The organism is Rhizobium sp. BE258, assembly GCF_031457345.1.
GTDB lineage: Bacteria > Pseudomonadota > Alphaproteobacteria > Rhizobiales > Rhizobiaceae > Rhizobium.
Window position 1 is genome coordinate 79,725 of the sequence record NZ_JAVDWL010000009.1, and the last position, 22,010, is coordinate 101,734.

At 60.6% G+C, this 22,010-nt stretch carries 25 protein-coding genes, 1 tRNA gene and 1 riboswitch; of the genes, 14 read left to right on the plus strand and 12 right to left on the minus strand.

From position 1 onward, the window contains the following. Nucleotides 1-37 precede the first annotated feature (37 nt). Nucleotides 38-1,453, minus strand: a complete 1,416-nt coding sequence (gene mgtE / locus J2X43_RS26835; RefSeq protein WP_112516291.1) for a magnesium transporter — start codon at nucleotides 1,451-1,453, stop codon at nucleotides 38-40. A gap of 243 nt (nucleotides 1,454-1,696) precedes the next feature. On the opposite strand from mgtE, the gene J2X43_RS26840 reads away from it, so the two are divergent. From J2X43_RS26840 to J2X43_RS26850, 3 genes are all read left to right on the plus strand, one after another. Next, the gene (locus J2X43_RS26840; protein ID WP_310299880.1) at nucleotides 1,697-2,191 is read left to right on the plus strand and encodes a peptide deformylase; all 495 of its coding nucleotides are present in this window, start codon (nucleotides 1,697-1,699) and stop codon (nucleotides 2,189-2,191) included. Between the two features lie 71 nt (nucleotides 2,192-2,262). Continuing rightward, nucleotides 2,263-2,760, plus strand: coding sequence for a BON domain-containing protein (locus J2X43_RS26845; protein ID WP_310299882.1), 498 nt, complete (start codon nucleotides 2,263-2,265; stop codon nucleotides 2,758-2,760). A gap of 274 nt (nucleotides 2,761-3,034) precedes the next feature. After that, on the plus strand, nucleotides 3,035-3,388 hold the full coding sequence (locus J2X43_RS26850; protein ID WP_112387320.1) for a hypothetical protein: 354 nt from the start codon (nucleotides 3,035-3,037) through the stop codon (nucleotides 3,386-3,388). A 58-nt stretch (nucleotides 3,389-3,446) separates the two neighbouring features. Here J2X43_RS26850 and J2X43_RS26855 read toward each other — a convergent pair whose 3' ends face one another. Continuing rightward, nucleotides 3,447-4,091, minus strand: a complete 645-nt coding sequence (locus J2X43_RS26855; RefSeq protein ID WP_310299886.1) for a metallophosphoesterase family protein — start codon at nucleotides 4,089-4,091, stop codon at nucleotides 3,447-3,449. A gap of 157 nt (nucleotides 4,092-4,248) precedes the next feature. After that, nucleotides 4,249-4,333: transfer RNA gene (locus tag J2X43_RS26860), tRNA-Leu, on the minus strand. Between the two features lie 170 nt (nucleotides 4,334-4,503). Here J2X43_RS26860 and lipB point away from each other — a divergent pair. From lipB to sugE, 10 genes are all read left to right on the plus strand, one after another. Then, nucleotides 4,504-5,217, plus strand: coding sequence for a lipoyl(octanoyl) transferase LipB (gene lipB / locus J2X43_RS26865; protein WP_112516204.1), 714 nt, complete (start codon nucleotides 4,504-4,506; stop codon nucleotides 5,215-5,217). A gap of 57 nt (nucleotides 5,218-5,274) precedes the next feature. Beyond that, nucleotides 5,275-6,201, plus strand: a complete 927-nt coding sequence (locus J2X43_RS26870; RefSeq protein WP_310299891.1) for a DMT family transporter — start codon at nucleotides 5,275-5,277, stop codon at nucleotides 6,199-6,201. A 98-nt stretch (nucleotides 6,202-6,299) separates the two neighbouring features. Beyond that, the gene (locus J2X43_RS26875) at nucleotides 6,300-6,992 is read left to right on the plus strand and encodes a hypothetical protein (RefSeq protein ID WP_310299894.1); all 693 of its coding nucleotides are present in this window, start codon (nucleotides 6,300-6,302) and stop codon (nucleotides 6,990-6,992) included. A gap of 101 nt (nucleotides 6,993-7,093) precedes the next feature. After that, nucleotides 7,094-9,103: an acetyl/propionyl/methylcrotonyl-CoA carboxylase subunit alpha gene (locus J2X43_RS26880; RefSeq protein ID WP_310299897.1), complete on the plus strand. Its 2,010-nt coding sequence runs from the start codon at nucleotides 7,094-7,096 to the stop codon at nucleotides 9,101-9,103. A 111-nt stretch (nucleotides 9,104-9,214) separates the two neighbouring features. After that, entirely contained in the window at nucleotides 9,215-10,477 is a 1,263-nt protein-coding gene (locus J2X43_RS26885) for a hypothetical protein (protein ID WP_310299899.1), read from the plus strand. Nucleotides 10,478-10,599: 122 nt separating this feature from the next. Further along, the gene (locus tag J2X43_RS26890; protein ID WP_112387313.1) at nucleotides 10,600-11,727 is read left to right on the plus strand and encodes an S-(hydroxymethyl)glutathione dehydrogenase/class III alcohol dehydrogenase; all 1,128 of its coding nucleotides are present in this window, start codon (nucleotides 10,600-10,602) and stop codon (nucleotides 11,725-11,727) included. Nucleotides 11,728-11,831: 104 nt separating this feature from the next. Continuing rightward, the gene (gene gfa / locus J2X43_RS26895) at nucleotides 11,832-12,410 is read left to right on the plus strand and encodes an S-(hydroxymethyl)glutathione synthase (RefSeq protein ID WP_112387312.1); all 579 of its coding nucleotides are present in this window, start codon (nucleotides 11,832-11,834) and stop codon (nucleotides 12,408-12,410) included. A gap of 96 nt (nucleotides 12,411-12,506) precedes the next feature. Then, nucleotides 12,507-12,974 (plus strand): YaiI/YqxD family protein, encoded by a 468-nt coding sequence (locus J2X43_RS26900; RefSeq protein ID WP_310300312.1) that lies wholly within the window; start codon nucleotides 12,507-12,509, stop codon nucleotides 12,972-12,974. Then, entirely contained in the window at nucleotides 12,971-13,804 is an 834-nt protein-coding gene (gene fghA / locus J2X43_RS26905; RefSeq protein ID WP_310299902.1) for an S-formylglutathione hydrolase, read from the plus strand. The genes J2X43_RS26900 and fghA overlap by 4 nt, the downstream gene beginning before the upstream one ends. A 156-nt stretch (nucleotides 13,805-13,960) precedes the next feature. Beyond that, entirely contained in the window at nucleotides 13,961-14,275 is a 315-nt protein-coding gene (sugE, locus tag J2X43_RS26910; protein ID WP_112387309.1) for a quaternary ammonium compound efflux SMR transporter SugE, read from the plus strand. A 38-nt stretch (nucleotides 14,276-14,313) separates the two neighbouring features. Here the strand turns inward: sugE and J2X43_RS26915 are convergent, their stop codons facing one another. The 7 genes from J2X43_RS26915 to crcB form a co-directional block, all read right to left on the minus strand. Then, nucleotides 14,314-14,709: a DoxX family protein gene (locus J2X43_RS26915; protein ID WP_112387308.1), complete on the minus strand. Its 396-nt coding sequence runs from the start codon at nucleotides 14,707-14,709 to the stop codon at nucleotides 14,314-14,316. Between the two features lie 126 nt (nucleotides 14,710-14,835). Further along, the gene (locus J2X43_RS26920) at nucleotides 14,836-16,368 is read right to left on the minus strand and encodes an acyl-CoA carboxylase subunit beta (RefSeq protein ID WP_112516197.1); all 1,533 of its coding nucleotides are present in this window, start codon (nucleotides 16,366-16,368) and stop codon (nucleotides 14,836-14,838) included. A 32-nt stretch (nucleotides 16,369-16,400) separates the two neighbouring features. After that, the gene (locus J2X43_RS26925; RefSeq protein ID WP_112516196.1) at nucleotides 16,401-16,859 is read right to left on the minus strand and encodes a hypothetical protein; all 459 of its coding nucleotides are present in this window, start codon (nucleotides 16,857-16,859) and stop codon (nucleotides 16,401-16,403) included. A gap of 71 nt (nucleotides 16,860-16,930) precedes the next feature. Continuing rightward, nucleotides 16,931-17,716, minus strand: coding sequence for an ATP12 family chaperone protein (locus J2X43_RS26930; RefSeq protein ID WP_310299906.1), 786 nt, complete (start codon nucleotides 17,714-17,716; stop codon nucleotides 16,931-16,933). 9 nt (nucleotides 17,717-17,725) lie between these two features. Continuing rightward, nucleotides 17,726-18,376, minus strand: a complete 651-nt coding sequence (locus J2X43_RS26935) for an HAD-IA family hydrolase (RefSeq protein WP_310299909.1) — start codon at nucleotides 18,374-18,376, stop codon at nucleotides 17,726-17,728. Further along, nucleotides 18,373-19,365: an RluA family pseudouridine synthase gene (locus tag J2X43_RS26940; protein ID WP_112539202.1), complete on the minus strand. Its 993-nt coding sequence runs from the start codon at nucleotides 19,363-19,365 to the stop codon at nucleotides 18,373-18,375. The genes J2X43_RS26935 and J2X43_RS26940 overlap by 4 nt, the downstream gene beginning before the upstream one ends. An 89-nt stretch (nucleotides 19,366-19,454) precedes the next feature. Further along, a complete protein-coding gene (crcB, locus tag J2X43_RS26945; RefSeq protein WP_310299912.1) occupies nucleotides 19,455-19,832 on the minus strand; it encodes a fluoride efflux transporter CrcB in 378 nt (125 codons plus the stop codon). A gap of 120 nt (nucleotides 19,833-19,952) precedes the next feature. On the opposite strand from crcB, the gene J2X43_RS26950 reads away from it, so the two are divergent. Beyond that, entirely contained in the window at nucleotides 19,953-20,222 is a 270-nt protein-coding gene (locus J2X43_RS26950) for a hypothetical protein (RefSeq protein WP_112387301.1), read from the plus strand. 74 nt (nucleotides 20,223-20,296) lie between these two features. On the opposite strand, the gene J2X43_RS26955 is transcribed toward J2X43_RS26950, so the two are convergent. Both J2X43_RS26955 and J2X43_RS26960 read right to left on the minus strand, forming a co-directional pair. Next, entirely contained in the window at nucleotides 20,297-21,283 is a 987-nt protein-coding gene (locus J2X43_RS26955) for a copper chaperone PCu(A)C (RefSeq protein WP_310299915.1), read from the minus strand. A 76-nt stretch (nucleotides 21,284-21,359) separates the two neighbouring features. Beyond that, nucleotides 21,360-21,713: a hypothetical protein gene (locus J2X43_RS26960; protein ID WP_310299917.1), complete on the minus strand. Its 354-nt coding sequence runs from the start codon at nucleotides 21,711-21,713 to the stop codon at nucleotides 21,360-21,362. A gap of 186 nt (nucleotides 21,714-21,899) precedes the next feature. Beyond that, nucleotides 21,900-21,992: riboswitch (glycine riboswitch) on the plus strand. Nucleotides 21,993-22,010: the final 18 nt, after the last annotated feature.

The window sequence follows — 22,010 nt, forward strand, 5'->3', positions numbered from 1 at the left end:
CTTTTACGTAATAGTCAATTTCGGCAGGGCAGCGCGGTTAAATGGCAAACCACCAGGTCGCGATCCCCAGAAACGCGAAGAAGCCCGTACAGTCGGTGACCGTCGTCACGAAGACCGACGAGGCGATGGCGGGATCGGCACCGACCTTGTCCAGAAGCAGCGGCAGCAGGATGCCCGCTAGCGCTGCAGCAATCAGGTTGATGATCATCGCCGCGCCGATCACCATGCCCAACTGGTAATCGTGGAACCAGGTGCCGGCAATCGCCCCCATGATCGTTGCGAAAATCACCCCGTTCATGACGCCGACGGTCGCTTCCCTGCGGATGATGCGGCCGGCGTTGTAAATGTCGAGATCGCGGGTCGCGAGCGCCCGCACTGTCACCGTCATCGTCTGCGTGCCGGCATTGCCGCCCATCGAGGCGACGATCGGCATCAGCACCGCCAGCGCGATCATCTTCTCGATCGAGCCGTCGAACAGCCCGATGACGCTGGCAGACAGCATCGCCGTGCCGAGATTGATCAGCAGCCAGAGGAAGCGCGAACGGACTGTGGAGATGACATTATCCGACAGCTCTTCGTCACCGACACCGCCGAGGCGCTTGATATCCTCGTCAGCCTCTTCATGGATAACGTCGACCACATCGTCGATGGTGAGCACGCCCACCAGACGTTCGTTCTCGTCGACGACGGCGGCTGAGAGAAGGTCATATTGCTCGAAGAGCTGTGCCGCCTCTTCCTGGTCCATCTCGGCCGGGATCGGGTGGTTCGTCTCCCGCATGATCACTTCGATCTTGTTCTGCCGCTTGGTGCGCAGGATCTGGTCGAGATCGACGGCGCCGAGCAGCTTGAAGGTCGGATCGATGACGAAGATCTGCGTGAAGGAGTAAGGCAGGTCCTCCTCCTCGCGCATGTAGTCGATCGTCTGCCCCACGGTCCAGAACGGCGGCACGGCGACGAACTCCGTTTGCATGCGCCGGCCGGCCGAGCTCTCGGGGTAGTCGAGCGCTCTGCGAAGCCGCACCCGCTCGGTGAACGGCAACTGGGCGAGAATCTCGTCCCGGTCTTCTTGATCGAGATCTTCGAGAATGTAGACGGCGTCGTCCGAATCGAGATCGCCGATCGCCGCGGCGATCTGCTCATTCGGCATCTGATCGACGATCTCACGGCGGATCGCTTCATCCACCTCGGTCAGCGCCGTCATGTCGAAGTCGTCGCCGAGCAGGCGCACCAGCGCCAGGCGCTGATCTGGCTGGATCGCCTCAAGCAGGTCGCCGATTTCCGATTCGTGCAGGCGCGCCACGTTCTGGCGCAGGAAAATCGTGTCGCGATCAGCGATTGCCGCACCGAGCAGCGCTAGAAAATCGCTGCGAACGTTGCCGTCCTCGTCATAGATGTCGGCGTCTTCGTCCTCTGGACGCTTGCGGATGCGTTCGTCTTCTTCGCTTGCCGTCATTTGCGCCTCGCATCCAGGATCATAACAGTTACGGCTTTCCTGCCGCGTTCGAGAATGGCGGCGGAAAAGGCATTGTCAACAAGCGGATAAACGAACCCCGCCAGCCGTTGCGGCAGCATAAGTCCCCGTCCCTGCTAACCGAATTGGCTCCTTGCGTCTAGCGTCCAAAACCATGTCTGCGGATGACAATGCGCCGTTGCGGCGATAGTTTCCGCAACCCGAATATCAGGAGCTTATGAAAACATGACGATCCGCCCGATCCTGCGCTATCCGCATCCCGGATTGAAAACAGTCTGCGCACCTGTCAGCGCCTTCGACGGCGATCTGCAGAGCCTTGCGGGCGATCTCCTGGACACCATGCGGGCCGCGCCCGGCGTCGGCATCACGGCGGCCCATATCGGCATCTTCCAAAGGGTGGTGGTGATCGAACTCAGCAAGGCCGATGGCGTGCGGACCTATGTCAATCCGGAAATCCTCTCGTCTTCGGCGGAAACTTTGCGCCAGATGGAAGGCAGTGTCTCCATGCCTGGCGCGACAGAGGAGGTCATCCGGCCCGGCGCAATCCGTTTCCGCTATCAGACCGTGACCGGCGAGACGAAGGAGGAAAACGCAGATGGTTTTCTCGCCATCTGCATCCAGCATGAGATCGACCAGCTCGATGGTATCTTCTGGCTGCAGCGCCTCTCCAAGCTCAAGCGCGACCGGCTGATCCGCAAATGGGAAAAGGCCGCCCGCTAATTTCATAAAACTTCCACGAACCAATCCAGCCGATGAGCGTTCTTTGAGCATGACCTTGAAGGAGGACGATCATGCCGAAGACCGACGACAAGAGCACCATTTCACGCGAAGAAGATTATCGCGACTACGAGGAGCGTAATCTCGATGACGGCTGGCCCTATTCCGACAGCCCCGGCGCATCCTCGGCAAAGCCCGCCAACGGCGCCTATGGCGAGACATCGGCGAATTTCGACCGCGACCGCAACGGCGGCTTCCGCATCGATGGAACCGACGAGGACGGCAATGAGAACCGTCTGAGGGATTCGCTGACGGCAGATATGATCGATCGCAGCGAGAGCGACGATCTGGAAGCCCGCGTCTCCGAAAACCTCGAAAACATTCCTGATCTCGACGCCGAAAGCATCGACGTCCATGCCGACGGCCATACGATCACGCTGGAAGGTTCAGTCGAGACGATCGGAATTGCCCGCAAGGCCGAACTCGGCGCGCTTTCCGTCGATGGCGTCCACCACGTTCGCAACCGTCTTGAGACGACAGGCGTCGACTCGCATATCCCGAACGAGGATTAGCTTCAATAATTGTAGAAACGAATAATGTATTCATGGGTTGTATGTTTCGATAAACCCGGCCGCACACGCGGCCGGGTTTTGTTGTTTTGATAGGTTGCTAACCTATGTCACAAAACGGTGAAATATCGCCACAGAATCGTGAATTACATGGACAATTCGTAATCCGCAGTGGCCATACGCTCCCACAATTTCGCCTCAATTCAGGAGCGAACTCGTACCTGCCGAGGGTTATCGTTTCGTTGTTGATTGCAACAACTGATTGAGGAGATATCACATGAGAATCAAACTTGCAGCCACCGCGGCCCTGTTTGCCATTGGCGTCGCATCGTCCGCTTTCGCCGCTCCCATGTACGACGACAGCTACGTCCGCCCGATCCGCATCAGCCCGCCGAAGCCTGTTCACTACACCGAACATGCCCCTCCGGCCTATTCCGACGACTACACCAATGACAGCGACGGCTGGTACCAGACCAAGATGGCCGCGCCCAAGAAGATCAACTATTCCAAGCTCGAAGCCCAGCGCCTTCCGCCGTGCAAGAACCCGGCCGAGCTGACGGGCGTGCAGACCAGAGCCGGTGATGGCGGAGCTTCCGATACCGATGCCTGCCGCGACGTTGGCACGCACTGACCGCGACGAAAACGCAACAAGAGCCGTATATGCGGCTCTTGTTTTATTCGCACAGTGATCAGCTTCGAACCTGAAGCAATGTGGCCGGACCGCCCGGGAGACTATCGTCGAAAACCGCGCAAGAGAGTTTTCCCCCGAAGACGCAGCCGCTGTCGAGATTGGTGCGATTTCCCATCGTTCGCGGATTGGCCGGTGACGGGGTGTGCCCGTGCACCAGATGCTTTCCCCAGAATTCACCTGATACATCGTCTTCGAAGCGCAGCCACATCAGGTCATGCGGCGCCTGATCTTCGAGATAGAGCCCTTCCCTGACGCCGGCATGCACGAATATGCGATGCGAATCCGTGTGTAGAAGCGGCAGTGCCGCCATCCAGTTCAAGTGCGGCGACGGAACCGGTCCGCCGTAAGATGCCAGCGTCTCGATCCCGCCATTGTCCAGCCACCACGATTCGTTATGCCGCCCATCATGAGCACCCGTTGCCATGTCCTCGTGATTGCCCTTCAGCGCGATCCATTGCCAGTCCGGCGAGCGCGGCCCTGCCATCAGCGTCTCCACGACGGCACGGCTATCTGGGCCACGGTCGATATAGTCGCCGAGAAACACGACCTTTCCTGATGGCGCATAATCTTCCACCCGTTCGATCATCCGCAACAGCGGGCCGATGCAGCCGTGGATATCTCCAATGGCGAAGGTCAGGCTCAATGCGCGGCACTCCCGTCGATGTGACAAGGGAATAAACTAGCGCGAGGCAGCCAATGGTCGATAGCGCTGAAACCGCTGGTAACGGCTCAGGTTTCACGTCAGCAAAATGAGATAAGAAATTGTAGAAAAAGAAAAACCCGCCGAAGCGGGTTTACTTTGGTGCGGTCGAGAAGACTCGAACTTCCACGGGTTGCCCCACAGCGACCTCAACGCTGCGCGTCTACCAATTCCGCCACGACCGCATCGTGGTAGAGCCGATTTGCGTCGGCGAGGCAGCATGTAGCAAAAGCATTTTGGGCGCACAAGAGCGATATGACAGATTTTTTCAAAACAAATCACAGCATTTGAATTGGTTATCAAACGAGGCCATATAGCAGCATGCCGCTGAGCCTTTGCGGCAAGGGAAAAGTCTATGCTGCGTACCGATCTTCAACTCTCCATGTTTCCACAGGCCGGCAACAAACCCGTGCGCTGGCGCATCGCCGATGAGCTGGTGCCCTATGAGCTTGCTGTGGAAACCATGGAGCGCGAAGTGGCCTTGATCGCCGATGGCGGCGATGAGCTCGTCTGGCTGGTCGAACACCCGCCCCTCTACACGGCAGGCACAAGCGCCGATGCCAAGGATCTGGTGCAGCCCGACCGATTCCCGGTCTTCGCCACCGGCCGCGGCGGCGAATACACTTATCACGGTCCCGGTCAGCGCGTTGCCTATGTGATGCTCGATCTCAAGCGACGCCGTCAGGACGTCCGCGCCTTTGTCGCAGCCCTCGAAGACGTCGTCATCCGCACGCTCGATTCGATGAATGTCCGCGGCGAACGGCGCGAGGACCGCGTTGGCGTCTGGGTGCGGCGGCCGGAAAAGCCGTTGCTGCCGGATGGCACGATGAGCGAGGACAAGATCGCCGCCCTCGGCATCCGCCTGCGCCGCTGGGTGACCTTTCACGGGCTGTCGCTCAACGTCGAGCCCGATCTCGATCATTTTACCGGCATCGTCCCCTGCGGGATCTCCGCCTATGGCGTCACAAGCCTTGTCGATCTCGGCCTGCCGGTGATGATGTCAGATGTCGACATCCGTCTGCGTCAGTCGTTCGAATCGGTTTTCGGAGAAACCATCTCGGACGCCTAGGTCATATTGATCCGGCGCGGTTCCTGTGGTTGATGGCTGTGTTTCCGAAAGCGCAGCATGTCTCAGCCACAATCATACCAAAACCCGCTCCAAGGCATGGCCATCATGGCCAGCGCCATGATCGTCCTGCCGGCCATGGATGCGATCGCCAAATATATGGCGACGTTCGAATCGATGTCGCCGGGCCAGGTCACGTTCTACCGCTTCTTCTTCCAGCTGGTCTGCACGCTGCCGCTGCTGCTCTATATCTTCCGCTGGAAGGCATTGTCGGCGAAGCGTCCGTGGATGAACCTGTTGCGCGGCGCGCTGCATGGCGCAGCCAGCCTGCTGTTCTTCGTCGCCGTCAAATACATGCCGCTCGCCGATGTCTTCGCCATCTATTTCGTCGAGCCGTTCATGCTGACAGCGATGTCGGCGATGTTCCTGGGCGACAAGGTCGGCTGGCGGCGCTGGACGGCCATCGTCGTCGGCTTCGGCGGCGCGATGATCGTGATCCAGCCGAGCTACGAGATCTTCGGCCTGAAGGCGCTGCTGCCGGTTTTCTGCGCCTTTCTTTATTCGCTGTACCTGTTCCTGAACCGGGCGATCGGCGATGCCGATTCGCCGCTGACGATGCAGACCATGGCCGGCATCGGCGGCACGCTGTTCATGTCCGTGGCCCTTGCGGGCGGCGCAGCCGCAGGCCTTCCGGATTTCGAGATCTCGCTGCCCTCGTCCGTCCTCGGTCTGGTCCTGCTTCTGCTTCTCGGAACGATCTCCGGTTACGCCCATATGCTGATCGTGCGCGCCTTTCGCCTGGCGCCGCTCTCGCTGCTTGCTCCATTTCAGTACTTCGAGATCATCTCGGCAACGGTTCTCGGCTACGCGCTGTTCAATGATTTTCCCACACTTTCCAAGTGGATCGGCATCGCCATCATTGTGGCCTCGGGGCTTTTCATCATCTGGCGCGAGCGGGCGCAGTCGAAGTCTGTCAATTCCGTCTGAACGGCGCGGCATTTCGTTAACTGTCGTTGTTCAGGGATCTTCAATTCGCCCGCGCTAGAACCGTCTCCGGCCTCATGATGAGGTTCTGGAGACAAAAAATGAGCGAATTTCGACTCGCTTTCCCGGCATGTGTCATCGCCGGAAAGCATCGGCTTGCCGCCGACGATATCGGCCTTTTGCGCAAGCACAGCTTTCCGGACGGCGTCCGGACATCCGACGACGTCGTCGTCATGCTTGCCCTCAACAATTCCTGCCCCGAAAAATGCCAGGAATGGAACGCGTTCTTCGTCGAGAACCTGGCAGGCTTCATCGTCAATTACACCTATCCGCAGGGCTCGCTCGACGCGATCAACGTTGCCTGGATCATGCGCATGTTTGCGACTGACGGCGTCGTCAATTCCGCGCTCGAGCTAGAGTTGGTGCTGCACATCATGGAGATCTCCTCCCACGTGCCGGACGAGCTGCGCGCCTTCGCCCTCGATCAGCTGCGCCTTGCGATCACCGACAATGTCGGCGGCTACAAGCTTTCGCGCGCCGTCGATCGCAAGGGCATCACCCGCCAGGATATCGACTTCGTCATGCGCGTGCTGCGCAATGTCAGCGAAGGCGGCGTCATTCCGGTTTCGCCGGTGACCCATGGCGTTCTCAGGCGGATCGAGACGGAGACCCTGCCCGCCTCGAACCACCCCCGCTGGGTGGAAATCATGCGGGCGCTCGAACTTCGCGACTATCACCAGCCGCGCGCCAGCCGCTGGCTACGGATTGTCGATGACGAGCAGGCGGTCGCCTGACCCCACGCCATAAAGCTGAATATCTGCAAGGCTTTCGCACGATTGTGCGTTCTGAAGTTTCTGCGTAGAACTTCAGGACGCATTTTTCGGGTGGAGTCTGCATGTTCAAGAAAATCCTGATCGCGAATCGCGGCGAGATCGCTTGCCGCGTGATCAAGACTGCGCGGCGCATGGGTATCCTGACGGTCGCAGTCTATTCCGATGCGGATCGGGACGCGCTTCATGTCGAAATGGCGGACGAAGCCATCCATATCGGCCCTGCACCGGCCTCGGAAAGCTATCTGGTGGCCGAGAAGATCATCGCTGCCTGCAAGGAAACGGGCGCCGAAGCCGTACACCCCGGCTACGGCTTCCTCTCCGAACGCGCCTCCTTCTGCGAAGCGCTGGAGAAGGAAGGCATCGTCTTCATCGGACCGAAGCCCAAAGCGATCCTCGCCATGGGCGACAAGATCGAATCAAAGAAATTCGCCAACGCCGCGAAGGTATCCACGGTCCCCGGCTATCTCGGCGTCATCGAAGATGCCGTCCATGCCGAAAAGATCGCCGGCGAGATCGGCTACCCGGTCATGATCAAGGCCTCTGCCGGTGGCGGCGGCAAGGGCATGCGTATCGCCTGGAGCGAGAGCGAAGTCCGCGACGGTTTCGACCGGGCACGCTCTGAAGCAAAGAGTTCGTTCGGCGATGACCGCGTCTTCATCGAGAAATACGTCGTCGATCCCCGCCACATCGAGATTCAGGTACTCGCCGACGGGCACGGCAACACCGTCTATCTCGGCGAGCGCGAGTGCTCGATCCAGCGCCGCAATCAGAAAGTCGCCGAAGAGGCGCCCTCGCCGTTCCTCGATGAAAAGACCCGCAAGGCGATGGGCGAGCAGTCTGTCGCGCTTGCCAAGGCCGTCGATTACCAGAGTGCAGGAACCGTCGAATTCATCGTCGATCGCGACCGCAACTTTTATTTCCTGGAAATGAACACCCGGCTGCAGGTCGAGCATCCGGTGACCGAACTCGTCACCGGCGTCGATCTCGTCGAACAGATGATCCGCGTCGCTGCCGGTGAAAAGCTGCCCTTCGCGCAGAAGGACATCAAGCTCAACGGCTGGGCGATCGAAAGCCGTCTCTATGCCGAAGACCCCTATCGCAACTTCCTGCCCTCGATCGGCCGCCTGACGCGCTACCGCCCGCCTGAAGAAGGCAAGCAGGGCGACGTGATCGTCCGCAACGACACCGGCGTTTATGAGGGCGCCGAGATTTCCATGTATTACGACCCGATGATCGCCAAGCTCTGCACCTGGGCGCCGGACCGGCTGGCGGCCATCGATGCCATGGCCGAAGCGCTCGACGCCTTCGTCGTTGACGGGATCGAACATAACGTCCCGTTTCTTTCGGCACTGATGAAACATCCACGCTGGCGCGAGGGCCGCCTGTCGACCGGCTTCATTGCCGAGGAATATCCCGATGGCTTTGCCCCGTCCGAACCTGACGGCTGGCAGCAGACCGCTCTCGCAGCCATCGCGCTCTCGGCATCGCTGATCGAAACGAGCCGCCGCGAGCGCCACGCCGACCGCCTGCGTGCGGCCAGCAGCGATCTGCGCAGCGACTGGGTGGTCAGGATCGGCAAGGACTATGTTGGCCTGTCGCTGACTGACGGCCACGTCACCATCCCCTTCGACATGGAGATGAACGCAGGTGGCAGCGAAATCCAGGTTATCACCACTTGGAGACCGGGCGAGCCCGTCTGGTCCGGAACGATCGGCGGCGTCAAAGTCATCGCCCAGATCCGCCCCATCCTGAATGGCCTGCGGATCGACTGGCAGGGGCTTTCTGTCCGGACGAAGACGTTTACGCCGCGCCACGCGGAACTCGACAGGCTGATGCCGGTGAAGCTGCCGCCCGATACGTCGAAACTCCTGCTCTGCCCGATGCCCGGCCTCGTCGTGTCGATCTCGGTGTCCGAAGGCCAGGAAGTCAAGGCCGGCGAAACGTTGGCGGTGGTCGAAGCCATGAAGATGGAAAACGTCCTGCGCGCCGAGCGCGACCTTGTCGTCGGCAAGGTCAAGGCAAAGCCGGGTGAAAGCCTGGCCGTCGATGCCGTCATCATGGAATTCGCCTGACCCATTCCGAAACAGCCGCAGCCTCTGACGGCCTGAAGGCCAAGGCTTTTTGTTAAGACGCCCGCTCTATGATGAGCCGTTTTCGTCCTGTGGCTGGGGCCGGAGTTGCGAATGACGGCCCTTCAATCGGCAGGCTTGCTGCTATCGATCAATCTTGGCCTACTCTGGCTGTTGATGCGTATGCCACTCGGGCAGCGCACGATCAGCGTCGTCAGAACCTTCCACTGTCCGCCGGAGACGCTCTGGAAGGCGATCAATCCCGCTGGCGAAGCCGCTGATTGGCATCACGCCGTCATCAGCAGCCGGCCGATCGCACATCGTCCTGGGTTCGTCGAGCAGGTTTACAATCATCTCGACCGGAATGGAGAGCCGCTGCGCCGCGTCCTGGCGCTCGACCCGCTCCCGGCTGGCGGCGTTCATGCCTTCCGCTCCCGGATTGCCGACGACAGCACGCTCGATCCGCAGTTCTGGACGCATTACACCGAGAGCCGCATCATCAGGGCAACGCCCCAAGGGTCCACACTAGAGATCAGTCAGACCGATCACTATCGCGGTCTCGCTTTCCTGCTCTTCCGCTATTTCGTTCTGCAGCGGGAGGTAAGGTCGCTGCAGGGCTGGCTGGAAACCGGCATTTCGAAGCCGCAGGGTTACTTCGAAGGTCCGTTGGTGCAGACAGGCCTGGCGATCCTCTCGACGCTTCTGCTCTGGCCGTTCTTCGGGCTCAGCGTCAGCGGCCTGATGATCTCCACCTTTCTCACGCTGGTCATCGTGCTCCATGAGCTTGGCCATATGGCTGCCTATCGCGCCTTTGGACACAAGTCAGTGCGGATGATCTTCGTCCCCCTGCTCGGCGGTATCGCCATTGGCGGGCGGCCGTACAAGAATCTCTTCGAGGTCGCAGCCTGCGCGCTGATGGGCGCCGGCATGTCGGCTTTCCTCGTGCAGATCGTCATCACCGCATACCAGGGGATCGGTCATGGCCTTCTGCCTGCCAGTTTCGGACGGCCGCTGCTTGTCTTCCTGCTGATTCTCGGCGCCTTCAATCTGCTGAACCTCCTGCCCATGCATCGCTTCGACGGCGGACAGGTTCTGCGGCAGATCTTCCGCACCCGTCATTCGCTGATGGTGGCAAGTTTCGCGGTCACAGGCTGCATTCTGGCGATCGGCTGGGAGATCGGACTGTCGAACAATCTGCTGATCGCCGGCCTTGTTGTCTTCATCCTGCTGAGCATGATCGGCTCGGGATCCGTCAAGCCGCGCCAGAAGCTTGATGAGATGAATGACGGCGAGCGGATGCTTGTGGCATTCGGGCTCTATGCGGCAATCGCCATGCACGGCTATGCCATTATTTTCGCGAGCGAAAACCTCCTCTGACGTTTGCGGCAAACTCGCTGCCGCATCCCGGACAAAGTGTCTTTTGATCAAGCTTTTTGCTTGAGCCTCCCTCACCCGGCGTGCCAATGTCCGCCATCAAATCATATGAGGGAGATCAGACGATGGACGTTCGCGCCGCAGTCGCCGTTCAGGCCGGCAAGCCGCTTGAGGTCATGACAGTTCAGCTTGAAGGACCACGCGCCGGAGAGGTGCTGGTCGAGGTGAAGGCGACTGGCATCTGCCATACCGATGATTTCACCCTGTCGGGCGCCGATCCGGAAGGCCTCTTCCCCGCAATTCTCGGTCATGAGGGTGCGGGCATCGTCGTCGATGTCGGCCCCGGCGTCACCTCGGTGAAGAAGGGCGACCACGTCATTCCGCTCTACACGCCGGAATGCCGCGAGTGCTATTCCTGCCTGTCGCGCAAGACCAACCTCTGCACGTCGATCCGCGCGACGCAGGGCCAGGGCCTGATGCCCGACGGCACCTCGCGCTTCTCGATCGGCAAGGACAAGATCCACCACTACATGGGCTGCTCGACCTTCTCGAACTTCACCGTTCTGCCGGAGATCGCGCTCGCCAAGGTCAATCCGGACGCCCCCTTCGACAAGATCTGCTACATCGGCTGCGGCGTCACCACAGGCATCGGCGCTGTCATAAACACCGCCAAGGTCGAGATCGGCTCGACGGCGATCGTCTTCGGTCTCGGCGGCATCGGCCTGAACGTGCTGCAGGGCCTGCGCCTTGCCGGCGCCGATATGATCATCGGCGTCGATATCAACCCCGACCGAAAGGAATGGGGCGAGAAGTTCGGCATGACGCATTTCGTAAATCCGAAGGAAGTCGGCGACGACATCGTGCCCTATCTCGTCAACCTGACGAAGCGCAACGGCGACCTGATCGGCGGCGCCGATTACACGTTCGATTGCACCGGCAACACCAAGGTCATGCGTCAGGCCCTCGAATCATCGCATCGCGGCTGGGGCAAGTCTGTTATCATCGGCGTTGCCGGCGCCGGCCAGGAAATCTCGACGCGACCGTTCCAACTGGTCACCGGCCGCAACTGGATGGGCACGGCCTTTGGCGGCGCGCGCGGCCGCACCGACGTGCCGAAGATCGTCGATTGGTACATGCAGGGCAAGATTCAGATCGATCCGATGATCACCCATACGATGCCGCTCGAAGACATCAACAAGGGCTTCGAGCTGATGCACAAGGGCGAAAGCATCCGGGGCGTCGTGGTCTACTGAGGAGAGTGATGCGGAATGCGGTTCGACGTTGAAATCGCCTGCGGCTTTGTCGCAAATCGATCCTGATTTGGGAGCCGTGGGCAGCTGAGGAGGAGAAGCTGAACATGGCAAACCAGGTATCGATACACCCGCTGCTCGATGGCGGGGTGAAGAAGGGTCAGGCGAATTTCAACGGCGGAACGCTTGTCTGCGCCTGTACGGACAAGCCCGTGAAGGTGGCGGTCAAGGGCACGGTACTGCACAACCACGCCTGTGGCTGCAGCAAGTGCTGGAAGCCCAAGGGCGCCGCATTCTCGATCGTGGCAGTGGCGGCGCATGAGAATGTCTCGGTGCTAGAGAATGGCGACAAGCTTCACGTCGTCGATCCCGAAGCGCTGATCCAGCGCCATGCCTGCAAGCAGTGCGGCGTTCACATGTACGGACCAGTGGAGCGCGATCACGCGTTCAAGGGGCTGGATTTCGTCCATCCCGAACGCTTCCAGGAAAGCGGTTGGCCTGAACCGGGCTTTGCGGCTTTCGTCTCCTCGATCATTGAAACCGGCACGCCGCCTTCAGCGATGGCGGGCGTGCGGGGCAAGTTCAGGGAGATCGGCCTGGAGACCTACGACTGCCTCAATCCGACGCTGATGGACGTCATTGCCACCTGGGTGGCAAAGAAGGCCGGCACACTGAAAGAAGCCTGACATCTTGAACCGATGGCAGCCGCCGGACTATGAGAGCCGAAAGAAAGAACGCTACCCGGTAACGCGTGGCGTTCCAGCAAGAACAGATTGAACTTCATGATCTATGTCGATGCAGACGCCTGCCCGGTCAAACCGGAAATCCTGAAGGTTGCCGAGCGCCTCGGCATCGAGGTCACCTTCGTCGCCAACTCGGGCCTGCGTCCGTCGCGCGATCCGATGGTGAAGAACGTCATTGTTTCCAATGCGTTCGACGCGGCTGACAACTGGATCGCCGAGCATGCAGGTCAAGGTGACGTCGTCGTCACCGCCGATGTGCCGCTTGCCGTGCGCTGCGTTGCGACCGGCGCGCTCGTCAGCGGCCCGACCGGACGCGTCTTCGACGACACCAATATCGGTATGGCGAGTGCCATGCGCGACCTCGGCGCCCATCTTCGCGAGACCGGCGAGAGCAAGGGCTACAACGCCGCCTTCAGCCCCAAGGACCGCTCACGGTTCCTGGAAACATTCGATCGCCTCTGCCGGCGCGCCAAGGCCGCCAGCTCCAATACGGACAATCAGCCATGAACATCATTTCCCAGGCAACCGCTTTCGGCGGCATGCAGGGCGTCTTCAGCCACGCTTCAGAAGCCTGCAACTGCGACATGACCTTTGCGGTCTTCGTGCCGCCGCAGGCGATCAAGGAGCCCTGCCCTGTGCTCTGGTATCTCTCCGGTCTCACCTGCACCCATGCAAACGTCATGGAGAAGGGCGAATACCGGCGCATGGCTGCAGAACTTGGCTTGATCATCGTTTGCCCCGACACCAGCCCGCGCGGCAACGATGTCGCCGACGAGCTGACAAATTGGCAGATGGGCAAAGGCGCCGGCTTCTATCTCGACGCAACGGAATCGCCCTGGGCCGAGCACTACCAGATGTATACCTACATCACCGAAGAGCTCCCTGCCCTGATCGCCGAACAGTTCCGCGCCGACATGAGCCGTCAGGGCATCTTCGGCCATTCAATGGGCGGTCACGGTGCGATGACGATCGCGCTGAAGAACCCGGAGCGTTTCAAGAGCTGCTCGGCCTTCGCGCCGATCGTCGAACCTTCGACAGCCGACTGGTCGGCACCTGCGCTCGGAAAATATCTCGGCACGGATGAGACCAAGTGGCGCCAGTATGACGCCTGCGCGCTGGTAAGCGATGGCGCACGGTTCCCGGAGTTCCTGATCGATCAGGGCAAGGCCGACGGCTTCCTGGAAAAGGGCCTGCGCCCCTGGCTGTTCGAAGAGGCCATCAAGGGTACGGACATCGCCCTGACATTGCGCATGCACGAGCGCTACGACCACTCCTACTACTTCATCTCGACCTTCATGGACGACCATTTGAAGTGGCATGCCGAGCGGCTTGGGTAAGCCGCAAGAAACGGGTGGCATGGCAGCTATGCCAATTCCTACCTTGAACTCAGCCGTTACTCCGCGCATATAGAAATCAACGCAGACGACTGCGGCGCCCGATCCCTCGGGCGCAAATGTCGCGGGGACGGCCTCGCTCTTGAAAAGGAGAGTAAGATGGCCTGGTTCCTGCTGTTTCTAGCCGGACTTTTTGAATGTGGTTGGGCGATCGGCCTGAAATACACCGATGGCTTCACCAAACCCATGCCGACGATTTTCACCGTTATCTCGATGGTGATCAGCGTCGTGCTTCTGGGGCTGGCGGTGAAAACGCTACCGATCGGCACAGCTTACGCGATCTGGACCGGCATCGGCACCGTCGGCACGGTCCTTCTCGGTATCTGGCTGCTTGGCGATCCCGCGACCGCATCGCGCCTCGCCTGCATCGCACTGATCGTCGCAGGCATCGCGGGGCTGAAGCTCACCGCATGAGATAAAAACGCCGCGGGCCAAAACCCGCGGCGTCTTCTTTAGGCGTTGCGCTTGTCCACCGATAGCGCGCCAGCTCCGGCGAAAACCAGGAACAGGAAGATGAAGCAAAACAGGATGGCTTCGCCGCCGCCGTTCACCGCCGGATAGAAGCCGCGCGGGAAATGCGCCATGAAATAGGCGATCGCCATCTCACCGGACAGCAGGAAAGCAACCGGGCGCGTCAGGAAGCCGACGAGAACGAGCAGGCCACCGATAACCTCAAGCAATGCGGCAACGAGGAAAAGCGGTGGCAGCGAACCACCCTCGCCCTGCGGGATGGGAAAAGCGAAAAGCTTCATCGTGCCATGCTCGATAAAAAGCAAAGCGGTGAAAATTCTGAGCGCAGCCAGCGCGAAGGGTTGGTAGGCGTTCAGGCGATCAAAAATACCAGACATAAGGACTCTCCTTTTAGGGGCGCAAGAGCGTTAGCGCGTCGCCATTCCCAAGAAAAATCACGGAATGCCAACGTCTATTCACTTCTTCGACAGTGCGTAAACAGCTGAAAGGACAGTTTTATTCGCTCATAACGGAATGTTGTCATGCTTCTTCCAGGGATTGGAGAGATCCTTGTTGCGCAGCATCTTCAATCCGCGCGCCAGACGGCGGCGCGTCGAGTGCGGCATGATCACCTCGTCAATGTAACCGCGCTCGGCTGCCACGAAAGGCGACAGGAACCGGTCCTCGTACATTTTCGTATGCGCCGCGATCTTTTCGGGGTCGGCGATATCCTTGCGAAAGATGATCTCGACGGCGCCCTTGGCTCCCATGACCGCGATCTGCGCCGTCGGCCAGGCGTAGTTCAAGTCGCCGCGCAGATGCTTCGACGCCATCACGTCATAGGCGCCGCCGAAGGCCTTGCGGGTGATCACCGTCAGCTTCGGAACCGTCGCTTCGGCATAGGCAAACAACAGCTTTGCGCCATGCTTGATCAACCCGCCATATTCCTGCGCCGTCCCCGGCAGGAATCCCGGCACATCGACAAAGGTCACCAGCGGAATGTTGAAGCAATCGCAGAAGCGCACGAAGCGCGCCGCCTTGCGCGACGCGTCGCTGTCGAGCACGCCGGCCAGCACCATCGGCTGGTTGGCCACGAAACCGACCGTAGAGCCCTCGATGCGCCCGAAGCCGCAGACGATATTCTTCGCGAAGCTCGCCTGTATCTCGAAGAAATCGCCCTCATCGGCGACCTTCAGGATCAGTTCCTTGATGTCATAGGGCCTGTTGGCATTGGCGGGCACCAGCGTATCGAGCGACTCGTCCGCCTCTATCACCGGCTGGTAACATTCGATTTCGGGGACCGGCGACGTGTTCGACAAGGGCAGGAAATCGATCAGGCGGCGCACCTGCAGCAGCGTATCGACGTCGTTATCGTAGGCGCCGTCGGCAATCGAGGATCGCGTCGTATGCACGGAGGCGCCGCCGAGCTCTTCGGCTGTGACTGTCTCGTTGGTCACCGTCTTGACGACGTCAGGCCCGGTGACGAACATGTAGGACGTATCACGCACCATGAAGATGAAATCGGTCATCGCCGGCGAATAGACATCGCCGCCGGCGCAAGGCCCCATGATGACGGATATCTGCGGGATGACTCCCGAAGCCAGGACGTTGCGCTGGAACACTTCCGCATAGCCGCCGAGTGCCGCAACACCTTCTTGGATGCGCGCCCCGCCTGCATCATAGATACCGATGACCGGCGCGCGGTTCTTCAGCGCCATGTCCTGCACCTTCATGATCTTCTCGGCATGCGCTTCCGAAAGAGAGCCGCCGAAGACCGTGAAATCCTTGGCGAAGACGAAGACGGTACGGCCGTTGACCGTGCCCCAGCCGGTGACGACACCGTCGCCGGCGAAGCGGGTCTTCTCCATGCCGAAATCGGTGGAACGGTGCTCGACGAACATGTCGAATTCTTCGAAGGAATCTTCATCGAGGATCAGGTCGATTCGCTCGCGGGCCGTCAGCTTGCCACGCTTGTGCTGCGCATCGATGCGCGCCTGCCCGCCGCCAAGCCGCGCTTCGTCGCGCCGGCGCTCGAGCTCCTCGAGAATTTCCTTCATGAAAACGCCTCCTGCCGCCAGCGCGGCATTGATCAGCCGCGCCCGGCCGTCAGCTTGAATGCCGAGCGAAGCCGCGCGGCAATATCTTCTGCGAGAATCTGATCGGCCATTGCAGGATCGTTGGCGAAGCTCGACACGTCGAAGGCCGAGACACCGATCACCGACCCGTCGTCGACAGAGGCAGCATCGGCGGTAATCTTCGCGACGTTGCGGTTATTGTCGAACCCCTGCCCCTTGGTGACGGAAACGATGCGGATCGTCAGCACGACGCGCGGATAGACGTCGGTGCGGACCGTGGCATTGATGGCGGCATTGACGCGGTCGCTGATGCCGGACAGCAGAGGCTCGGCAATCCCGGGGCCACCGAGAACCACGGCACTTCTGACGTCATATACAGGGGCTGGCGGCTCGCTGGAACCCATGCCGGCGCAACCGGTCAAGGCAGCGCAGATCATCGCTATCTGGCAAAAACACAACCGCAGCCACTTCATTGAAAAAACCTGCACCCATCCCCACTCAGGAGTCGCAGAGTTCGTCATTATGGCGGTCAAAGCAATATGTTTCAGGCCCTTAGCGCCAAAAAAACATCCGCCGACGCCTTGAAGTCCTCGAAGCGCTTGGCACGGCGCTCTTCGGCTTCCTCGTCGCTGCCCCAATGCTCGATCGTCCAGTCCTCGTCGAGATGCGCAAGCGACCAGGCTTCGTCCATCGTCAGGTGCCGCTCGGCAAAAGCCAGCGCCAGGATTGCCGATCCGGTCAGCGTCGTCATCGTATGCAACGCGGCAAGCGCCAGCGCGCTATCATGGCGGCGAAGCGTCACGCCGAAAGCCGCGATGGCGTCACGCGGCTGCTCATGATGGATCACGCCCTCGATCAGCAGGAAGCGCGCACCGAGATCGCCGGCCGCCCAGTCGAGCACCGGATCCCAGCGCTCGGCCTGGCGCTGTACCAGCAGCTCCGGCTGGTCGGCGCGGTAGCAGAGAAGGTCGCTGGAGGAAAAGCGCACAATATCGTCGAACACCGCCTGTGTGTCGGTCGCCACGCCGTCGAGCGCCGTGTTCACCAGCCGCGTCACAGGCATGGTCGCCGGATCGATCACCTCGGCCTGCGCCTGCCATTCGGCAGAGAGCAGATCGGCAAGCGGCTTGGTCGGCACGGCAAGGATCTGCTTGGCAGGCGTGCGGACAGGCCGGCCGTCGAGCAGGATCGCAAATCCGGCATCCTGCTCGGCAACGGAAACGTCCTTGTAGAAACGCTTCGGCAGCGGCTTCTTCATCTGGATCTGCGCACGGCGGATCGGATCGGGATGGCTGAGGCCTTCGGAAAGGTCGTTCAACAGGTCGCGCATGGCGTCACCTCATAAATGGTCGAGCACGTCGTTCGGATGATGGGCGATGGCATCGGCACCTGCAGCAATCAGCTCATCGACACTGGCATATCCCCAGGATACGCCGACCGCCTTGGCACCGGCCGCCTTCGCCATCTGCATATCGTAAATCGCATCGCCGATGACAACGGCATCGGCAGGGTTCATGCCCGTTTCGTCACAGCATTCCGTCACCATGGCCGGATGCGGCTTCGACGGGCAATCGTCGGCAGTCCGCGAAACGATGAAGTGTGGCGCGAAACCATGGATTTCAAGAACGCTGACGAGGCCGCGTCGGGACTTGCCGGTCACGGCACCGATCAGGATGTCGTCGCGCGCCGCAAGCGCTGCAATGACAGTCTTGATACCGTCGAACAGCGGCACATCCATGCCGGGCTCGCCGCGCACGTCCATGTAGATCTTCTTGTAATGCGCGGTCATCGCCACCGCCTCGTTATCGACATGCGGTTTGCCCTGCATCCGGGCAATGGCGATATCGAGCGTCAGGCCGATGATCGACTTGGTGCTTTCGATCGCAGGCCGTGGATGGCCGAAGGCCACGAAAGTCCGTGCCATAACTTCATGGATCAGCGCAGCACTGTCGACAAGCGTGCCGTCGCAATCGAACAGGGCGAGCTTCATTCGTAGTCTTCCCGATCCGCCTCTGCGAGGTCGAGGCCGAGCAGGTTCCATGTCTGCACCATATGCGGCGGCAGCGGCGCTGTGACCCGCAGACGGCCGCCGTTCGGATGAGGAACGTCGATCTTGCGCGCATGCAGATGCAGCTTCTTCTGCACGCCGCCGGGGAAATCCCAGTTGTGGTCGTCGTCGAAATATTTGGGGTCGCCGATGATCGGGTGGCCGATATGCAGCGCGTGCACACGCAACTGGTGCGTACGCCCCGTATAGGGCTCCATCTCCAGCCAGGCGAGGTTCTGCGCTGCCGTTTCGCGCACCTTGTAGTAGGAGATCGCGTGGTCCGCCCCCTCCTCGCCGTGCTTGCAGACCCGCATGCGGTCACCGTCCGGCGTCTGCTCCTTGACGAGCCAGGTCGAGATCTTGTCCTCATGCTTGCGCGGCACGCCCTTCACCAGCGACCAGTAGGTCTTTTTGGTGTCGCGCTCGCGAAACGCCGCCGTAAGCTTTTGCGCCGCGCCGCGGGTGCGGGCAATCACCAGCACGCCCGAAGTATCGCGGTCGAGCCGATGCACCAGCCGCGGCTTCTCGCCCTTCGGGCTGGTCCAGGCCTCGAGCATCTTGTCGATATTGCGCGTCACGCCCGATCCGCCCTGCACAGCAAGGCCAGCCGGCTTGTTGAGCACGATCACCTTGTCGTCCTCGTGCAGAACCATGCGCTGCAGCAATTCGTAGTCGCCACCATGCTTCAAATCGTGCCCGGCGATCGGAGTGTTCTTCTTGGCGTCAACGTCTATCGGCGGAACGCGCACCACCTGGCCGGGCTGCACCCGCGCATCGGTCTTGACGCGGCCGCCATCGACACGCACCTGGCCGGAGCGCAGGAGCTTCTGGAGAGGGCCGAAGCCCAGGCCCGGAAAATGGATCTTGAACCAGCGATCGAGCCGCATGCCCGCCTCGTCCGGTTCGACGGTGATATGTTCAATGCCAGCCATGAAAGTACTTTCGGAAAGAGTTGCCAGCGCCAGGCGCGGCCTTTGCCGGTGGCTTTAGAGCATTTTTGTCGAAAACGGAAACCCGAATCTCAGATCAGCGCCCGCATCAGCGCAAGACCGGCGACAACGGCGGCCATCGAGAGACCGACGCTGGCAGCGATATAGACGCCGCCAAGCACGGCTTCGCCGCGTTCGAAAAGCGAAATTGCGTCCAGAGAAAAGGCTGAGAACGTCGTGAAACCGCCGAGGAAGCCGGTGATCAGCAAGAGCCGCAACTCTACCGACGCATTGAAACGGCGGGCGATCATCTCGGCAAACACGCCGATGACGAAACATCCGGCAACGTTGACGATCAGCGTGCCCCACGGAAAGTTGGGACCCCACAGTCTGAGCGACCACTGGCCGACGAAATAACGCAGCAGAGAGCCGAGAGCGCCACCGGCGGCAACGAGAAAAGCCTGGAACATGGCCCTGTTTAGCGCAGCAGAAGAGCATTTCCAATCGTTTCCCGGTAATTCCGGCAGATCGGTAAAATGCGAGTATTTTCCTTAGCCGGGAGCCAACGCCACACCGGTATCGTCGAAAGCATGACACAGGTCGTGACCATATCGGCAAGCACTGCGGCTGCCGCCTTCGACTCGTTGCGGATCGCTCCGCGCGTTCCGGCAAGCATGGCCGCGAAGGATGCCCGCAGGATTGCCGAGCGCCAGCTGCGTGGCGTCGAAGCGGCCGACGAACATGAAGAAATGCCGAACATCATCCAGTCGACGGAAGTGGCGCTGGACCTGATGACCAAGGGCAACAAGCAGCCGCAGGCAGGCCTGCAGCACGCGCTTAAATCCTACGAAGACTTCTAACTTCTGTCCCCGGAAGGCAGAAAGGCCCGCGGTCTGTGACGCGGGCCTTTTTGTTGGTTGCCTTGACGGGCGTGTTACTTGCCTTGCGCCGAGAGCACCTTCAGCGTCACATCGACCTTGCCCGCCTTTTCGAATGTCAGCGTCACCGGAACTGTGTCACCCTGCTTGAAGGGCGCCGTGACTTTCTGGAACATCAGATGCAGGGCGCCGGGCTCAAGCTTGACGGTCCCGCCCGCAGGAATGGCGATGCCACCCTTCAGCTCGCGCATCTTCATGACGTTGTTCTCGGTCTTCATCTCATGCATCTGCACCTCGCCGGCATTTGGCGACGTGATGGCGACAAGCGTATCATCGCTCTTGCCGTTGTTCTTGACCGTGAAGAAGCCACCGCCGACAGGTTGGCCCGGAAGCATCGCCTTGGCAAAGGCGCCGGATATTTCGAGATCGCCGATCTTTGCCTCGTCGCCCGCGGGCGCCGCCATCGCCATTCCGGCCATACCGCTCATGTCCATGCCCGCCATGTCGTCGTGGCCATGGCCGTGACCGCTGCCCTCGACCACCTTCAGCACCGGCGCCGGGCTCTTCAGCTTGTGCGGATCGCTGCCATCGGCGGCGATCTGATCCCAGGCCTCGACGGTATCGCCGCAGAGCTGCGTGACCGGGAAAGCCAGCGAGGTGCCGGCATCGATGCCGGAGACCTTACCCTGGATCACGAAGGTGTCGTAGAAATCATCGGAGAGATTGCCGCCCTTCCAGCGGATCTCGATCGCGCCCGACTTCACCGGCGTACCGTGATTGTCGTAGCTCCTCTTGTAGTCGCCCTTGATGACCTCGAGCTCCCAGCCGGCCTTCGGCTGCGGCTTGGCGAAGACAAAGCCTTCCGGCAGCTTCACCTGCACTTCATTCGTCGGCTTGCCGTCACAGCCATGCGGGACCTGCAGCGTTGCCAGGATGGTGGCTTCCTGCGCCGCCTCGGCGTCGAGAAAGGTCACATGCGCGCTAGCGGCCGTCGCGGCAAAGGAAAGGGCAGCGGCAAGGCCAAGGGTTTGAACGGTTTTCATCTGATATCTCCTCGCCGTCATCCGCATCGTCTTGGCGGGCTCCGGCATCATATTGCATTTCGGTTCGGGTTGGAGATCAGGCCAGAACCGGCGGCCCCCGAGATTTCGGCTGCGTCACTGCGCGAAGCGGCAGGGCCGCGATATCGCTCGTCAGGCCGTTCTCGAACGAAGCAAATTCGAGTTTCAGCCATGCGGCAGCATCCGGCGCGGGCAGGATCACCGAGGCAGCGAGACGGCACACGTCGCAATTCGGCCCCATCGGGATCCGCTTGCCTTCGTCATCCTTGACGGTGACGCAGAGCGAGGCGAAGGAACCGCCAGGCAGTGTATATTCGGCAGCGTTGTAAAGCGGCTCAGCGCCGAGTTGCGGCAGCTGGTGCCCAAGGCCGAGCAAAAGCAGGCTCAGCGCGCAGATCATGCGCGTCAGCATCCCTGCTTTCCGGCTCCTTGCAGTCATCCAATCCCCTCACCGCTGGTGTCGCGATTAATCACTTTATTGGCGAAAAGCAAAAGCCGATTTGACGCAGAATGCAATTCGCGCCGGGGCGGCGCGACAAAAATTTGTTCGGCGGCGACATTCCCCTCTTGCCAAGCACCCGTTCCGCCCGATAATTGCGGCAACCTTGTTGGGAGAAGCTGGTTTGCAAGAACCAGTGCCGAAGGAGCAACCGCCCCGGAAACTCTCAGGCAAAAGGACCACAAGGGGCAGACGGAACTCTGGAGAGAG

Bases quoted from the DNA above. Each gene is read 5' to 3' on its own strand.
- mgtE (WP_112516291.1), bottom strand. From the start codon at position 1,453: ATGACGGCAAGCGAAGAAGACGAACGCATCCGCAAGCGTCCAGAGGAC.
- J2X43_RS26840 (WP_310299880.1), top strand. From the start codon at position 1,697: ATGACGATCCGCCCGATCCTGCGCTATCCGCATCCCGGATTGAAAACA.
- J2X43_RS26845 (WP_310299882.1), top strand. From the start codon at position 2,263: ATGCCGAAGACCGACGACAAGAGCACCATTTCACGCGAAGAAGATTAT.
- J2X43_RS26850 (WP_112387320.1), top strand. From the start codon at position 3,035: ATGAGAATCAAACTTGCAGCCACCGCGGCCCTGTTTGCCATTGGCGTC.
- lipB (WP_112516204.1), top strand. From the start codon at position 4,504: ATGCTGCGTACCGATCTTCAACTCTCCATGTTTCCACAGGCCGGCAAC.
- J2X43_RS26870 (WP_310299891.1), top strand. From the start codon at position 5,275: ATGTCTCAGCCACAATCATACCAAAACCCGCTCCAAGGCATGGCCATC.
- J2X43_RS26875 (WP_310299894.1), top strand. From the start codon at position 6,300: ATGAGCGAATTTCGACTCGCTTTCCCGGCATGTGTCATCGCCGGAAAG.
- J2X43_RS26880 (WP_310299897.1), top strand. From the start codon at position 7,094: ATGTTCAAGAAAATCCTGATCGCGAATCGCGGCGAGATCGCTTGCCGC.
- J2X43_RS26885 (WP_310299899.1), top strand. From the start codon at position 9,215: ATGACGGCCCTTCAATCGGCAGGCTTGCTGCTATCGATCAATCTTGGC.
- J2X43_RS26890 (WP_112387313.1), top strand. From the start codon at position 10,600: ATGGACGTTCGCGCCGCAGTCGCCGTTCAGGCCGGCAAGCCGCTTGAG.
- gfa (WP_112387312.1), top strand. From the start codon at position 11,832: ATGGCAAACCAGGTATCGATACACCCGCTGCTCGATGGCGGGGTGAAG.
- J2X43_RS26900 (WP_310300312.1), top strand. From the start codon at position 12,507: ATGATCTATGTCGATGCAGACGCCTGCCCGGTCAAACCGGAAATCCTG.
- fghA (WP_310299902.1), top strand. From the start codon at position 12,971: ATGAACATCATTTCCCAGGCAACCGCTTTCGGCGGCATGCAGGGCGTC.
- sugE (WP_112387309.1), top strand. From the start codon at position 13,961: ATGGCCTGGTTCCTGCTGTTTCTAGCCGGACTTTTTGAATGTGGTTGG.
- J2X43_RS26915 (WP_112387308.1), bottom strand. From the start codon at position 14,709: ATGTCTGGTATTTTTGATCGCCTGAACGCCTACCAACCCTTCGCGCTG.
- J2X43_RS26920 (WP_112516197.1), bottom strand. From the start codon at position 16,368: ATGAAGGAAATTCTCGAGGAGCTCGAGCGCCGGCGCGACGAAGCGCGG.
- J2X43_RS26925 (WP_112516196.1), bottom strand. From the start codon at position 16,859: ATGAAGTGGCTGCGGTTGTGTTTTTGCCAGATAGCGATGATCTGCGCT.
- J2X43_RS26930 (WP_310299906.1), bottom strand. From the start codon at position 17,716: ATGCGCGACCTGTTGAACGACCTTTCCGAAGGCCTCAGCCATCCCGAT.
- J2X43_RS26935 (WP_310299909.1), bottom strand. From the start codon at position 18,376: ATGAAGCTCGCCCTGTTCGATTGCGACGGCACGCTTGTCGACAGTGCT.
- J2X43_RS26940 (WP_112539202.1), bottom strand. From the start codon at position 19,365: ATGGCTGGCATTGAACATATCACCGTCGAACCGGACGAGGCGGGCATG.
- crcB (WP_310299912.1), bottom strand. From the start codon at position 19,832: ATGTTCCAGGCTTTTCTCGTTGCCGCCGGTGGCGCTCTCGGCTCTCTG.
- J2X43_RS26950 (WP_112387301.1), top strand. From the start codon at position 19,953: ATGACACAGGTCGTGACCATATCGGCAAGCACTGCGGCTGCCGCCTTC.
- J2X43_RS26955 (WP_310299915.1), bottom strand. From the start codon at position 21,283: ATGAAAACCGTTCAAACCCTTGGCCTTGCCGCTGCCCTTTCCTTTGCC.
- J2X43_RS26960 (WP_310299917.1), bottom strand. From the start codon at position 21,713: ATGCTGACGCGCATGATCTGCGCGCTGAGCCTGCTTTTGCTCGGCCTT.